12 protein-coding genes are annotated in these 14,756 nt (G+C 71.1%); 7 read left to right on the forward strand and 5 right to left on the reverse strand.

From position 1 onward, the window contains the following. Window positions 1–158 precede the first annotated feature (158 nt). The gene (locus WMF14_RS03520; RefSeq protein ID WP_437798761.1) at window positions 159–1,130 is read right to left on the reverse strand and encodes an electron transfer flavoprotein subunit alpha/FixB family protein; all 972 of its coding nucleotides are present in this window, start codon (window positions 1,128–1,130) and stop codon (window positions 159–161) included. Between the two features lie 105 nt (window positions 1,131–1,235). Continuing rightward, window positions 1,236–2,063, reverse strand: a complete 828-nt coding sequence (locus WMF14_RS03525; RefSeq protein ID WP_437327459.1) for an electron transfer flavoprotein subunit beta/FixA family protein — start codon at window positions 2,061–2,063, stop codon at window positions 1,236–1,238. A 256-nt stretch (window positions 2,064–2,319) separates the two neighbouring features. Here WMF14_RS03525 and WMF14_RS03530 point away from each other — a divergent pair, with 256 nt between their 5' ends. Continuing rightward, window positions 2,320–2,454, forward strand: a complete 135-nt coding sequence (locus WMF14_RS03530; RefSeq protein ID WP_437798762.1) for a hypothetical protein — start codon at window positions 2,320–2,322, stop codon at window positions 2,452–2,454. Between the two features lie 461 nt (window positions 2,455–2,915). Here WMF14_RS03530 and WMF14_RS03535 read toward each other — a convergent pair whose 3' ends face one another. From WMF14_RS03535 to WMF14_RS03545, 3 genes are all read right to left on the reverse strand, one after another. Continuing rightward, entirely contained in the window at window positions 2,916–3,731 is an 816-nt protein-coding gene (locus tag WMF14_RS03535) for a hypothetical protein (protein ID WP_437798763.1), read from the reverse strand. Between the two features lie 277 nt (window positions 3,732–4,008). Next, entirely contained in the window at window positions 4,009–4,647 is a 639-nt protein-coding gene (locus WMF14_RS03540; RefSeq protein WP_437798764.1) for a sigma-70 family RNA polymerase sigma factor, read from the reverse strand. 50 nt (window positions 4,648–4,697) lie between these two features. Then, window positions 4,698–5,006 (reverse strand): hypothetical protein, encoded by a 309-nt coding sequence (locus tag WMF14_RS03545; protein ID WP_437798765.1) that lies wholly within the window; start codon window positions 5,004–5,006, stop codon window positions 4,698–4,700. A gap of 326 nt (window positions 5,007–5,332) precedes the next feature. Between WMF14_RS03545 and WMF14_RS03550 the strand changes: the two genes are divergently transcribed. The 6 genes from WMF14_RS03550 to WMF14_RS03575 all read left to right on the forward strand — a co-directional run bounded on the left by WMF14_RS03550 (window position 5,333) and on the right by WMF14_RS03575 (window position 14,586). Further along, entirely contained in the window at window positions 5,333–6,520 is a 1,188-nt protein-coding gene (locus WMF14_RS03550) for a serine/threonine-protein kinase (protein WP_437798766.1), read from the forward strand. Further along, a complete protein-coding gene (locus tag WMF14_RS03555) occupies window positions 6,520–9,036 on the forward strand; it encodes a protein kinase domain-containing protein (protein ID WP_437798767.1) in 2,517 nt (838 codons plus the stop codon). The genes WMF14_RS03550 and WMF14_RS03555 overlap by 1 nt, the downstream gene beginning before the upstream one ends. A 29-nt stretch (window positions 9,037–9,065) precedes the next feature. Beyond that, on the forward strand, window positions 9,066–10,205 hold the full coding sequence (locus WMF14_RS03560; RefSeq protein WP_437798768.1) for a hypothetical protein: 1,140 nt from the start codon (window positions 9,066–9,068) through the stop codon (window positions 10,203–10,205). A gap of 14 nt (window positions 10,206–10,219) precedes the next feature. Next, entirely contained in the window at window positions 10,220–11,344 is a 1,125-nt protein-coding gene (locus WMF14_RS03565) for a PEGA domain-containing protein (protein WP_437798769.1), read from the forward strand. A 20-nt stretch (window positions 11,345–11,364) separates the two neighbouring features. Beyond that, a complete protein-coding gene (locus WMF14_RS03570) occupies window positions 11,365–12,948 on the forward strand; it encodes a PGRS family protein (RefSeq protein WP_437798770.1) in 1,584 nt (527 codons plus the stop codon). Window positions 12,949–13,821: 873 nt separating this feature from the next. After that, window positions 13,822–14,586: a PP2C family protein-serine/threonine phosphatase gene (locus WMF14_RS03575; protein ID WP_437798772.1), complete on the forward strand. Its 765-nt coding sequence runs from the start codon at window positions 13,822–13,824 to the stop codon at window positions 14,584–14,586. Window positions 14,587–14,756: the final 170 nt, after the last annotated feature.

The raw sequence follows: 14,756 nt of genomic DNA on the forward strand, positions 1-14,756 counted from the left end.
GCATCCCTGGAGGGCGGACGAGGTGCACCCCGGCGGGATCGGTCGTGCCGGTCGCTTCGTTCGCGCTGGCCGCGTCGGTCGCGGTGGCCGCGTCGGTCGCGTCGGTCGCGTCGGTCGCGTCCGTTGCGTTGGTTGCGTCCGTTGCGGTCGCGCGAGGATCAGCTGCGGGCCGCCTGGATCTGCTTCGCGAGCTCGGGCACGGTCGCGAAGAGATCGGCGACCAGGCCGTAGTCGGCGACCTGGAAGATGGGCGCGTCGGCGTCCTTGTTGATGGCGACGATGACCTTCGAGCCCTTCATCCCTGCGAGGTGCTGGATGGCGCCCGAGATGCCGACGGCGACGTAGAGCGAGGGAGCGACGACCTTGCCCGTCTGGCCGACCTGGAGGTCGCTGGCGGCGTAGCCGGCGTCGCACGCGGCGCGGCTGGCGCCGACGGCGGCGCCGAGGACGTCGGCGAGCGGGTCGAGGACCTCGTTGAAGCGCTCCTTCAGGGCGCGGCCGCCGGAGACGACGACCTTGGCCTCGGTGAGCTCGGGGCGCTCGCTCTTCACCTGGTCGAAGGAGACGAACTCGACGCGCTCGGCCGCCGCGCTCGGCGGGACGACCGCGACCTGCTCGATCGGCGACGTCGACCCGGTCGGCTCGGCGGCGGCGAACGCGCTCTGGCGGACGCTCACGACCTGGACGGGGGTCGAGACGGTGCAGACGCCGTACGCGTTGCCGGCGTACATGGGGCGCTTGTACTTGAGCTTGCCCCCCTCGGGGAGGAGCTCGGAGATGTCGCTCGCGAACCCTGCCGAGAGCCGCGCCGCGACGCGCGGGAGCAGGTCCTTGCCGTAGGCGCTCGCCGTGCCCACGACGACGGCGGCGCCCTTGGCGGCCGCCGCGACGGTCGGCACGTAGCGCTCGGCGACGTAGTCCTTGAGCGAGCTCGCCTGGGCGACGAGCACCTTGGCCGCGCCGAGCGTCGCGGCCTCGGCGGCCGCGTCGCCGAGGGCGTCGCCGATCACGAGGATCGAGTACGTCCCGCCGAGCGCCGCCGCCGCCTGCCTCGCGAACGTGACAGCGGAGTGCGTCGTCTTCTTCAGCTTTCCATCGGCGGCCTCGGCCACCACGAGAACGTCAGCCATGATCCCTCCTGCACGACCCGCCGCTGCGGGTCGGGGTCCGCGTCGGCGGCACCCTCGATGTCTTCGGCCTCTTGTCGCGTCCCGTCTTGTCCCTGCTGCGTCCCGTCAGATGACCTTCGCCTCGTTCTTGAGGCGCGAGACGAGCTCGCTGACGTCCTTCACCTTGATGCCCGCCTTGCGCGCGGGGGGCGGCTGGAACGCGGTGTACTGGACCTTGAGCGCCTGATCCGCGGCGAGGTCGGCGAGCTTCACCTCGGCGAGGGGCTTCTTCTTGGCGGCCATGATCGCGGGGAGCGCCGCGAAGCGGACGCCGTCGTTGTACTTGAACGCGGGCGCCGTCTTCTGGGAGTAGACGCTGGTCGGCGCGACGATGCGGAGGTCGACCGTGACGACGGCCGGCAGGCGCACGCGGAGGGTGGAGACGCCGCCGTCGACCTCGCGGCCGACGAGCAGCGCGCCCTTCTCTTCCTTGATGGTCGCGGCGAACGTGGCGAGCGGCCAGTCGAGCAGCTCGGCGAGGATCTGGCCGACCTGGTTGGAGTCGCCGTCGACGGCCTGCTTGCCCATGACCACGACGTCGGGCTTCTCGCGCTCGACGAGCGTCTTGAGGGCGCGGGCCACGAGGTCGCCGTCGAGCTTGTCGTCGGTGGCGTCGACCCGGATGGCCTTGTCGGCGCCGGTGGCGAGCGCGGCGCGGAGGGTCTGCTCGGTCTCCTTCGGTCCGAAGGTGACGACGACGACCTCGCCCGCCCGCGTCTTCGGCGCCTTGCCGTCCTCGGTCAGGCGCAGCGCCGCTTCGAGCGCGTACTCATCGAACGGGTTCGGCTTCCACTCGAGCCCGGTCGTCTCGATTTTGTCCCCGGAAGCGGGGATCTTCACCTTGTTCGCGTTATCCGGATCGGCGACGCGCTTGAGCGGAACGAGGATCTTCACGGCTCGGTGGCTCCTGTTGCTGTGTGGTAACGCAGAGCGTAGTCCGCCTCGGCAAGGACGCGCCACGCCTACGACAGCCGGGCCGGCGGCCCCATGCGTGGACCCGGCGCGCGCGGCTGAAACAGCACGCCCGAGGCGGAGGGAGCCGGTCATGGCAGCGCCGACGTGGTGCGTCAAGCAGGCGCGACGGCCTATTCGAAGGGCGGGAGCCATTGTGAGGGGCCTCGCGGGGCGGGGAGAGGCGAGGTGATCCGTTGTGAGGGAGTGGCGGAAGGGGTGGCGTAACGGAGGCGATCCATCGAGAGGGGCGGAGAGCGTCGTGAACGTGGTCGTGGTCGTGGTCGTGAACGTGGTCGTGGTCGTGGTCGTCAACGACAGATCGTTGACGTGAACGTTCTGCCGAAACCTTGGTCAACGAAGGGGAGTGCGACTGCCGGGTGACGTTCACGTTCACGATCGAGCCGTTGACGACCACGACCACGACCACGACCACGACCACGACCACGACCACGAGAACGTTGGTGACCGATGGTGGGGGAGGGGGCGTTTACGGATGCGATCCGTTGAGAGGGGGGCGGAGGGGGCTCTTGACGGATGGAGTCCGTCAAGAAGGCCCGGCGGAGGGGGGGGTTAACGGATCGAGTCTGCCAGCAGGGCCCGGCGGAGGGGGGTGGTTAACGGATCGAGTCTGCCAGCAGGGCCCGGCGGAGGGGGGTGGTTAACGGATCGAGTCTGCCAGCAGGGCCCGGCGGAGGGGGTGGTTAACGGATCGAGTCTGCTAGCAGGCCCCGGCGGAGGGGGGTGGTTAACGGATCGAGTCTGCCAGGAGGCCCCGGCGGAGGGGCGGCCCCGTCAATCCACGCCAGTCGCCGGGGCTCCCTCGTCGATCGCAGGCTCGCCGGCGTCCGGCGGCGCGCCGCCTTCCACGTCACTCTCCTCCTTGCCGCCCGAGCGCCGGCGCTCGGCCTTGGCCGCCTCCCGCTGGAGCGGCGCAAGCAGCCGGCGCGCCGTCTCCTCGTCGGCCCCCTCGAGCTCCAGCATCTGGAGGACGCTGCGCACCACCTTGATCCAGCGATTGCGCGCCCGGAGCTGCCCGCCGCGCGGGTCGGCCGCGCCCGGCCGGTCCTCCGCCGAAAGGTGGATCCGCTGCGCGTCGAGCTTGCCGAGCTCGTCGCCCGCGGCAAACCACGACTGCACCGCCTTGAGCAGGTTGCCCCCCGGCGTCGGCAGCGCCCGGAGCGCCGCCTTGGACTCCGGCGTCAGCCGGTCGCGCGCGAGCTTCACCTCGCCCGCCTCATCGCTGTAGCTCGCCCCGAGGAACTTGAGCCCATCCGCGAAGAGCTGATCGCGAATCTCGAGGTAGATCGCCGCGTCCTCGGGATCGTCGGCCAGATCGGCGAAGCCGGTGAGCACCGCGTGGGCGCCGCGCGCCTTGCGATCGTGGATCTGATCGACCACGACCTGCCTTTGCTGGATCGCGGAGAGCTCGTCGTTCGCCTTCTTCTGCCGCCGGTGCGACTTCAAGACGCCTTCGTGCGCCTCCTCGATATCGTCGATGAGCGGGGCGCACCGCTTCAGCGACACGAGGCGCGGCCGTTCGCGCTCCGGGTCGAGCCATGCGCCGGTGATCTGGACCATTTGACGAGGAGAGAGGTCTTTGAGGGCCATGGTGCCTCCTTGGTTGTCCTCCGGCGACGCGCCGGGGAATGCACCATTCGTAAAGCTCTCAGTCCGGATGGGCAGTGTAAAGTCTCTTTTGCACGGCGCGAGATTTCGAGTCGGCCCGCGGCGCGTCCGGGAGGGGCGCCGCGGCTTGATTCCGACTTGATTCCGGCTCGATTGCAGCTGATTGGCGGCTCGAGAGGGGCTCGAGGGGAAGCACGGTGTTATCGCCTGTAATTGCCTTTTGCTCCGGAAGCTCGGGTGGTCCGGCGCGGAGGTCTCTTCAGGTCCCCTCGCTCGGCGGCGGCTCCTCGACGTGGCTCGCCTGCAGATCGCCCCGGAGCCGCCTGCGCAGGTGCTCGTCCATGCGCATCGCGTGCTTCTCGTGGACGCCGAGCTCGGCCGCGACCTTGGCCCAGGAGAGGTCTTGCCAGTACCGGAGCTCGATGAGGCGCGCCTCCCGCTCGTCGAGGCCGCGGAGCGCGATCCCGAGCGCCTCGAAGGCGCGTGTGCGCGTGAGCGCGTCCTCGGGGCGCGCCTTGAGCCGCTCGCCCGTGTCCCCCATGAAGCGGGTGAAGGCGAGCGTCCGGCAGTGGGCCATGAGCTGGCCCGACGCATCGTCGTCGTCGTCGCTGAACGGATCGCTGGTGTCGCGCATCGACTCGGCCGCGTCGAGCGCGGCGGCGGCGCCGGCGCGCCGGATCGGCGCGTCGCGGGTCAGCTGCCGCATCACGGCGCCGGCGACCCGCTTCCAGGCATAGATGCCGAGGGGGACGCCGCGTGTTTCATCGAATCCGAGCCCGGCTTCCAGGAGGGCCTGGTAGGCCGTCTGCTCGCAGTCCTCGATGCCCTGGCGCGTCCGCACGCCGTAGATCCGCGCGGTCGCCCTGGCGACGCGGCGAGCGAGGGGGAGCGCCGCCATGATGCGCTCCCGCGGGGGGTGAAGCGAAGGAGGAGGACGCCGGTCCCTGATCAATGCCGCCCGCCGGAGGTCCCGTCGTCGGGCGCCGCCGCCTCCTCGCTCGCGCCCGCGCCCTCGCGGGCCATCGCGCCGCTCCCGGCCGGGACGTAGCCCTTCGCTCGCAAGCGAGCGTGGAGCGGCGCCGCCGTCGGGTGGGTCGTGATGAAGACCGTGAGGAACCTGCGGTAATCCTCGAGCTCCTCGGGGGAGAGCACCCCGAGGTACGGGCCGAGCGCGTCGGCGAGACAGGCCTCCACGATGGGATCGGCGTCGCCGGGCGGCTCCAGGTCGTCGTGCTGGTCGGAAGCGTCGTGCGTCATGGGGACCTCGCGCAGGGGGGCCCGCGTCCGTGCGGTGCCCGTTCCTTCTCCTAAATCACTGCGGCGTGGCCGGTTCAGACAAGGAAAGCGACACGCCGGGATCGATTTGTCGCGTCCCGGGAGGTTGCGGCGGGCGGCGAGCCTGGATCGTGCGCCGGTGCGGGCGGCGAGCCTGGACCGTGCGCCGGTGCGGGCGGTGGGCCGGGCCTTGGTGGGCGGGTAACACCTCGAATCGACGTCGTTTTTCAGGAATCGACATCACTCGTGCATTTTCTTTGTCTGAACGGGCCTCCTCGTCGTGATTTCCATCTCAGGAGACCTCGCCGGTGGTGGCACGCCGCACGTCAGACAGCTCAGGGCCCTCCGGCGCCGCAGGGGATGTGCTGGAAGGGACACCTTACCGTGCGCTCCGGGTGCTCGGGCGCGGGGGCATGGGGGAGGTCGTCGAGGCGGAGCACCGTGCGCTCCGGAAGCGGGTCGTGGTGAAGCTGGTCCGCCTCGCGCTGGCGCACGATCCGCGGTTCGCGGACCGGCTGCAGGTGGAGGCGCGGGCGCTGGCGGCGGTGTCGTCGCCGCACGTGGTGGCGGTGCTCGATCTGGGGCAGACGCCCTCGGGGCGCCCCTACTTCGTGATGGAGCGGCTCGAGGGGAGGACGCTGGGGGAGGAGCTCCAGCGGCGCGGTAAGCTGCCGGTGGCCGAGGCGATCGATCTGGTGCGGCAGGTGCTGGCGGGGCTCGCGGCGGCGCACCGGGTGGGGGTGATCCACCGCGACGTGAAGCTCGACAACGTGTTCCTGTGCGCGCCGGGGGCGGCCGCGCCGGGCGACACGCGGGTCGCGAAGGTGCTCGACTTCGGCGTCGCAAAGGTGCTCGACGGCGCCCTGGCCGGCGCGGCGCCGGGGGCGCCGCCTGCGGTGGACGGGCCGGCGTATCCGACCGAGGCCGGGCTGCTCGTGGGGACGCCGCGGACGGCCTCGCCCGAGCAGGCGCAGTGCCAGCCGGTGGACGCGCGGGCGGATGTGTATGCGGTGGGGCTGCTGATGTATACGCTGGTCGTGGGGCACGGTCCGTTCGCCCATGTCGAGGACGCGCTGGGGCTGCTGCGCGCGCACGTGCAGGAAGCGCCGGCGCCGCCGTCGCGGGTGGCGGGGCAGCGGATCCCGGCGGCGCTGGACCGGGCGGTGCTGAGGGCGCTGGCGAAGCGGCCGGAGGAGCGGTTCGAGAGCGCCGAGGCGTTCGGGGACGAGCTGGGGCGGATCGGGGCGGAGCTCGCGGAGGCGGACGGCAGCGGGGGAGCGGCGCGGATGGCGGAGGCGGAGGCGGGGTGGGGGCCGCAGAGCAGGGCGTGGTTCGAGGCGATGCCTGAGGAGAGCAGCGGGGTAAGGGCCGGCGGTGGCGTGGCCGCGGAGGCGGCGCCGGTGGACGCGTGGCTGTTCGCGGGGCTGACGCTTGCGAGCACGGCGGTGTTCTCGGCGATCGCGGCGCTGGTGCTGCGCGGGATGGGGGTGTGGTGATGGCGCGGGAAGCGCTGAAGGCCGGGGACGTGTTCCTTGACTACCGGATCACGGAGGTGATCGACGCGGGTGGGATGGGCGAGGTGTACCGGGCGGTGGAGGACTACTCGGAAGACGTCGTGGCGATCAAGTGCATGCTGCCACGGCACCTGAAGAGAGAGGACTTCGCGCGCCGGTTCCGGCAGGAGTGCAAGTTCTATCCGAAGCTGAAGCACCCGAACATCGTGAGGATGAGGAAGGCCGGGGTGTCGGCGGATCACGTGGCGTACATCGTGATGGACTACCTCGAGGGGAGGACGCTGAGGAAGCTGCTCAACAAGGCGTACCGTCTGGACTTCCTGAGCGCGATGCACGTGATGCTGCAGGTGGCGGACGCGATGACGTTCGTGCACTCGAAGGGGATATGGCACCGTGACCTGAAGCCCGAGAACATCATGGTGGGGACGAAGGCGGACGCGAAAGGGCACGTGTGGCTGCTCGACTTCGGGATAGCGAAGTTCGCGGACGGGGGGATGAACACCGACGACCTGCCGGACGTGGGGACGGTGAGGTACATCTCTCCGGAGCAGGTGAAGATGCTGTACACGAGCTCGAGGAAGGCCGAGCGCGTGGAGCGGGCGAGGCCGGACGGGCGCACGGACATCTACGCGTTCGGTGCGATCTTTTATGAGGTGCTGACGGGGAAGCACCTGTTCCTGGACGACAGCGAGCCAGCGACGGCGGAGGAGACGCTGACGGGGCACCTGGTCGCGGCGCCGGAGCCAGTGCACGAGATCGTGCCGGATTGCCCCGAGTTCCTGTGGCCTGTGGTGGCGCGGTGCATCGCGATCGACCGTGAGGAGCGGTATCCGAGGTTCGACGACGTGGCGCGGGACCTGCGGGGGCTCTTGAGGGACACGGTGCCGGCGGGGCACGTGCTTGCGCAGCGGCTGGCGCGGGAGCGGATGGAGGCGGAGCGGCAGGCGGCGTTCGCGGGGGTGGCGCTGGAGGACAGCGCGCCGGTGGAGGACGAGACGAGCGCAGCGAGCCGGGCGGGCGAGGAGGAGACGGAGGAGGCGCGGCAGGAGGGCGAGATGGAGCGAGGGAGCGCGGCGGCGAAGGGAGAAGAGAAGCGGGCGCGGCGGGCGGTGCACGGGGAGACGGCGCCGCTGGAGCAGTTCGTCGCGCCGGCGAGCGCGCTGCCGTTCGCGCCGGCGTCGCGGGTGCCGCGGGGGCGGGGTGTTGGGCACACGGAGCCGCTGCCGGCGCTGAAGCCGCTGGAGTCGACGGCGAAGCTGTCGGGGAAGTGGGCGGAGCAGATGGCGCAGGCGCGGGCGGTGCCGCCGCCGCTGCCGCAGGGCGGGGCGCCGGGAGTTGCGGGGGCGCCGCCGGTGCCTGCGGAGGTGAGGGCGGGGAGCTATGCGGGGCTGCCGCCGATGGCGGAGTCGAGGGCGGAGGGGTACTCGGGGCCGCTGCCGGTGCGGCCGATGGAGGCGCAGTACGTGGCGGGGGCGCAGGTGTCGCAGCCGCTGCACTACGGAGCGGCGTCGCAGCCGTTGCCGTATGCGGCGGGGCCGCAGGCGTCATGGAGCGAGGCGCAGCGAGCGGCGGCGCCGTCGCGGCCGGAGATGGAGCCGCCGTACGTGACGCCGCACTCGGTGGATGTGCCGCCGCACCGAGCGGTGCCGCCGCCGCCGCCGCCGCAGGTTGCGACGCCGCCGCTGCCAGTGATGGGGGCGCAAGTTGCGGGGCCGTACGTGACGCCGCCGCAGGCGGTGATGGCAACGCAGCGGGCGGTGCCGCTGCGGTTGCCGGGTGCTGGAGTGGCACCTGTGCCGAGCTCGGTGACGGCGCCGAGCGCGGGCGCAGCGGCGACGTTGCCGAGCGAGGCGCCGAGGACGCCGGCGGCAGTGGTGGCGCAGCCGCGGCGGAGGAAGACGAGCGCGTACGTGCTGGCGCCGGTGGCGGCGCTGGTGCTGACGCTGGTGGGCGTGGGCGGGGCGCTGTGGATGCGAGCGGCGCGCGACGGCGCGCCGGTGCCGGTGGCCGCAGAAGCGGTGGCGCCGGCCGAGAGCGCGGCGCCGACGGCGACGGAGAGGGCGGCGCCGACAGCGACGGAGACGGCGGCGCCGAAAGTAGCCGTGCCGGCGCCGCTGCCCGAGGCGAGCGCGGCGGCAGCGGCGACAGGGAGCGCAGCAGCGGCGCCGACGCCGGAGGCGACGGCGAGCGCGGCCGTGGCGGCGGCGGAAGCCGAGGCGCCCGTCAAGGAGCAGCCCGATGTGCAGGAGCAGCCAGCGGCGAAGACGCCGGCAGCAGCGAGGATCGATCCGGCGAAGCCTGCGACGGCGAAGGCAGCGCCGGCCGATGCGGAGGACGACGAGGACTTCTACCCGATGCCGAAGCGTCAGAAGCCGTCGTTTCTGCGGGTGATCGAGGAGCGGAAGAAGGCGGCGCCTGCGAAGCCGGCCGCGCCTGCGAAGCAACAGGGCGCGAAGCCGGCCGGGCCGTGCGCGACGGCGGGGTGCAGGCCGTTCTAGTGTGTGGTCGCTGAGGAGAGAGGTCTTCGATGGGCAGCAACAAGGACAGCGACGACATCCGGCAGTACCTGCCGGACCTCGAGAGCATCCGGCGGGAGGCGGATCCTGAGGTTGCGGAGCAGAAGCTGCGGCAGGCGCAGAACAACCCGGAGCTTGACCGCGCGCTGTCGGAGATGCAGCAGCAGAAGCCGACGGGGCAGCCGCTGTTCCAGTTCCCGGTGGTGCCAGCGCTGGGGAAGGAGCGAACGGGACCGCCGCCGCTGCCGGTGCAAGCGGTGCCGCCGCCGTTTCCGGTGAAGGTGCCGCAGCAGGCAGGGGTGTCCGGGGCGGTGCCGCAGCAGGCAGGGGCGTACGGGGCGGGGGCGCCGCAGGCAGGGGTGTCCGGGGCGGTGCCGCAGCAGCAGGGGCCGCAGCAGCACGGGGCCGCGGCGCAGCAGCACGGGGCGACGATGACGCAGCACGTGCCGGTGCTGCAGCAAGGCGCGACCGCGCCGCAGCGCACGGCGGCGCAAGGCGCGCCGGTGCAGCAGGGCGCGGCTGTGCAACAGCACGGCGCGCTGGTGACGCAGCGAGTGCCGGTGTTCGGGGGCGCGGCTGCGCCGCAGCGGGCGCCGGTGCAGCAGCAGGGCGCGCCGGCGCCGAGCCAGTGGGCGGATCGAGGGCTGCCGCCGATCGACAGGTCGCTGCTGCCGTCGTCGTTGCTGCCGGTGACGCCGCCGCCGGTGGCCGTGATGAAGGAGCCGGTCGCCGCGCCTGCGACTGGCCAGCGTCGGCAGTGGATGCCGACGTGGCTGATGGTGTTGCTGGCGATCATCGCGGTGAGCAGCCCGTTCGTGGTGTCGACGATCCTGAAGCGAATCACGCCGCCGAAAGAGCAGGAGCCCGCGCTGCCGTCGAGCGGGGCGCCGGTGGGGACCGCGACGGCGCCGCCGGCGGCCACGGAGCTGTTGGCGCCAGTAGCGCCGGGACCGCCGGAGGCGGTCGAGCCGAGCCTCGACGACACCGCGCCGCCGAGCGAGCCGCCCGCGCCCGCGCCGGAGGCCATCGCGCCGCAGGTGCCGCCGCCGCAGGCGCCCGCGCGGCCGGTGCGTACGGCGCCGCTCGTTCCGCAGGCGCCGCACGCGCCGGTGCACGCCGAGCCGCCGCCAGACGATGACATGTTGGAATGAAACCACGTGGAGCCATGACGATGAACCGCCGACCCATTGCACTGTTGCTCACTGTTGCAGCCCTGATCGCCGACGCTGACGTCGCTTCGGCGCAGCCCGCGGCATCGCCAGAGGCCCCACGCCGCGCTGATGAAGCGAAGCGCGGCGATGATAAGGAGGCACAGGCCAATGTGTTCTTTCGGCAGGGCACCCGCCTCTATCGGGATGGGAAGTATGTGGAGGCAGAGGCTGCGCTGCTGTCGGCGTGGGAGCTGAGGCCGACGTTTGATGTGGCGCACAACCTCGGGAACACGGAGTACCAGCTGAAGAAGCATAAAGAAGCAGCGCAGTACCTGTCGTACGCGCTGCGGGACTGGCCGCAGATCAACGCAACAGCGAAGCAGAAGCCGAAGGCGCAGCAGCGGTTCGACGAGTCGCGGGCGCAGGTCGGAGCGGTGACAGTGACGGTCCGAGTTGTGGGAGCGGAGGTGTTGGTCGACGGCAAGGTTGTGGGGAAGGCGCCACTTGAAGGAGAGGTGTTCGTCGATCCCGGCGAGCGCCGGCTGGAGGCGCGCCTGGAGGGGTATATGCCGGCGAGCCAGATGGTGCAGGTGGCGAGGGGCGGGACGGCGGAGGTGACGCTGGCAATGGCCCCAGTGAAGAGCGAGGCGGCTGAGACGCCGGTCGCAAAGGCAGAGGGGGCGGTGACGGCGCCCGGCGCGCCGGCCGGTGCACCTGCGGCGGAGAAGCCGCCTGTGGCGCCGGTGGAGCGGCCGCCGGGGAAGAATTGGGTGCCGGCGATCGCGCTGGGGGCAGCGAGCGCGGTGGGGCTCGGCGTGGGGATCGCGACGACGGTGGCGTCGAACAATGCCAACTCAGACGGTCGTGTACAACGGGATCAAATCTTCGCCGACGGTGGCGGCTGCTTGGCATCGCCGTCGTTTGCAGAGCGATGCGCGAAGGTTGAGCGCTCAGCTGAGAGGGCCGGTCTGCTGGGTGACATCGCGTTGGGCAGCTATATCGCGTCGGGCGCGCTCGCCGCCGCCGCCGTTACCTACGCCCTGTGGCCAGCGAGAAGAACCGAGAAGTCTACAGCAGTGCTCGTGCTACCTGAGCCGCGGGTGGATGGTTTCGGCTTTTTGATAGCGGGTGCATGGTGAGTCGAGCTGGAGAAGGAACGATGAGAACGCTTAGGCGAACCCTGCTTGGATCGGCTGTCGCGATCGCATTAATTTCGAGCGGTTGCGAGGGGCTTTGGTACCACGTCGAGAACGACTGCGAGTACTTGCTCACCTGCGAGAAATATCGGGGCAGGGGCACTGAAGTCGTGCCTACCGGGTGCGTGCCGAGCGAGATCGACGGCGCCGTGGATGACACGTGCGGCATCTTCGTGGCTTCGACAGGTAACGACGACAATGCTGGTACCCGGGCCGAGCCGGTCGCGACGCTTGTCGAGGCGGTCCGGCGCGCTGCCGAGAGCGGCACGGGGGTCTATGCTTGCGCCGAAACGTTCGAGGAGGCGATCGAACTGCCAGCGGGCGCCAAGCTCTTCGGGGGCCTCGACTGCGCGAATGGCTGGACCTGGATCGGCGAGGAGAAGAAGACCACCGTGGCGCCGGGCGAGGAAGCGATCGCGCTGAAGGTAATGCGGGGCGAGGGCGCGGCGAGGATCGAGGACATGTCGGTGCGCGCGGCGGATGCGCAGGCGCCGGGAGCGTCGTCGATCGCGGTGCTGGTGGATGGAGCGACGGCGGAACTGGCGCGGTGCGAGCTGGTCGCGGGCAACGGAGCGGATGGCGCAGCTGGAGAGAACGCTCCGAGCGAGGTGCCGCCGCAGGCGTCGCCTGGGAACGCCGGAGCGGATGCGTGCAGCGATGTTGATGGCACGCCGGGGCCAGACATGACGCTGTCGGGCGGCGCCCAGGTGGTCAACGAGTGCGGCGGGGAACTGTCGATCGGCGGCAGCGGCGGTGACGGCAATGTGACCAACGGTGGCGGTGGCGACGTTGGCCAAGTTGGGATCGAGGGACAAGGTGGTGCTGGAGAACCAGCGACGATGGGCTCCAACTGGAGTTGCGGGGTTACGCCTGGCGACGCGAGTAAGGGCGGGGGCAATGCTGGAGTAAACGGCACCCTGGGCGACGCCGGCGTCGCCGCGAGCGGCCTCGGAACGTTGAGCTCGTCGGGCTACGCGGGCGTGAGCGGCGGAGCTGGCGGACCGGGCAAGCCCGGGCAGGGCGGCGGAGGAGGCGGCGGCGCGAAGGGTGGCGCGGCGATCTGCTCGGGTGCAATGCCCGGAGCCGGAGCGAGCGGGGGCAGCGGTGGCCCAGGTGGTTGCGGCGGGCTGCCCGGGCAAGGCGGCGGCGCCGGCGGAGCGAGCATCGCGCTGGCGAGCGTGGAGGGGAAGGTGACGCTGAAGGATTGCGTGTTGAAGGCGGGCGAGGGAGGCAAGGGAGGCGCCGGTGGCGACCTTCAGCCGGGCGGCGCCGGCGGGCTTGGAGGAGTCGGCGGCATGGGCGTCGGCGGTTCGAAGAACGCGTGCGATGGAGGAAAGGGCGGCCAGGGCGGCAACGGCGGCCCAGGAGGAGGAGGCCTCGGCGGGCCGTCTCTCGCGATCGCGTACCGAGGCGAACCAGTGAAGCAGGAAGGGCAGACGACGCTGATGCCCGGCACGCCCGGCGCTGGGGGCCCCGGCGGCAGCAGCAACGTGGCGGAGAACGCGGGCGACACAGGCGCGGTGGCGGTCGAGCAGGCGTTCCAGTAATCGAGCGGCGAGATAGCGGGCGGCGCCGTGGTGGCGCCGCCTGCCGTCGCGACGCGTCGCACGCGTCGCAGAAGGAAGAAGGTGAGCACGATCGCGCGGAGCGCGATCGAAGGGGTGCGGTGTGTCTTGCAGGTGACATGTCCAGCGGAGCGCAGAGCTCGCCGGACCGTGGCCAGCGGGGAGCGGTGGAGAAAGTGAGGAGGCCGGTACGATTTTGTGACGGCTCTGATTGGCTGAGCGCAAGTGCTCGAAAGGGCAGGATTCCGGGCGATCGCGCTTGGCGCGAGCTTCCGTTGTCGGCAGAATGGGCGCCGCTCGAGCCAGAGGAGTCCGCTGCCGATGCACCGCAAGCCTTCCGGAAACAATGTCCTTGCCTTCAGGAGCCGGTTCGGCCTGAGCGAGAGGGCGGCGTGCGAGCAGATGTGGGTGAGGCGGCTCGGTCTCGAGGACGTCGCGTGGGACCCGGAGGAGTCCTGCGCGCACTGCATCGAGAAGAGAGCGGTTCGGGAAGCGGTAATGGAGGATCTCGCGTCGTGGTCGGGGAACCGGCGGAAGCTTCGGCGGCGCGCCGGGTGGTGCACGGCTACAGTGCGGGCGGGCAGGCGCAGAAGGCGGAGCAGGGACAGCTGCATGCGGCTGCTGCTGAAGCTGGTGAGATGGACTCGTCTCGATCGCGACGAGGTTTGAGCGGCTGAACGCAAAGTTCCGCGGTGATCAGCGGGTCGGTGCGAGCGAGCAGCCGGTGATGGCCCAGGCGCGCTGAGGACGCACGGCGACAACGCCGTGCGCCGGGCGACAGAGTAGATCCGGCGCACCGCGGGCGTGGTGCGCCTTGGCTCGGCTCGTCCTTGGGACGAGCGTGCGAGGTGGACGATGGTGTGTCCAAGGCTCGCCATCGAGGCGGGGGCGGATGCTCTTGTCTCGAGGCGTGGTGCGAGCAACGAGGCGCGCTCTGGTGAGCTGCCTTGTCTGGGGCTGTTTCTGGTCAACGGCGGGTTTGGTGGAGAGGTCGTCTCCCGCACGGCGATCGAGATGGTGCATGCCGTTGTAGACGCAGGCAGTGAGGACGACGTTTGTGCTGAAGAGCTGATTGCGCCGCAGCGTCGGGACGAAGTGCGGCTCATGATGAGTCCGCGTCGACGAGGCCGTTGCCGCCCCGAGGGCGATCATTGGGATCCGGGACGGAGCGGCGTGCCCGCGAGCTTCGCGGGTGTGCTGCTCGCGCCGGGGACAGCGTACATCGCCTACGTCGGCGAGATGCGCGTCTATCGATTTCGTGTTGGGAAACTGGAGGCGCGAGCGAGAATTGCTGCCGTCGCCGAGGGGGACGTGCAGGATGGCGCTGTCTCGCGGGATGTGATGGCCGTGCTGGTCCAGCACGCGAATGCGGCGACGCGTGCGCTCGGCTGCGAGGCGGCGGTGGAGATGAAGATTCAGGTTGAATGCACCGAGCCAGGCGACGTCTTCCTCGTGTGTTCAGGCAGCTTCTGGGGTGCGGTGCCTGAGCGCCGCATCGCTGACATCCTCGCGGCGCACCGTGATCTGCGCCTCGCGGCGAGCCTGCTGATGGACTGCGCTCATGAGCAGGGCGAGCCCGAGCAGGTAACGTGCCTTTGGGCGCGCGTTGGCGATGTCTGAGGGTTGAACAGGGGTAGGACGAGCGGTGCTGAAGGACAAGAGGGCAGCGAGGCGCTGGCGAGGCGACCCCTCCCGTCCCGCGCGTAGCGCGGGACTTGGGAGGGGCGGGCGGCGCGCAGGCGCGAAGCGCCGAGCACCGACCGGGGGAGGGCATCCGCTCTCGTCTCTTA

Source organism: Sorangium sp. So ce693 (assembly GCF_051521375.1).
Classification (GTDB): Bacteria; Myxococcota_A; Polyangia; order Polyangiales; family Polyangiaceae; genus Sorangium; species Sorangium atrum.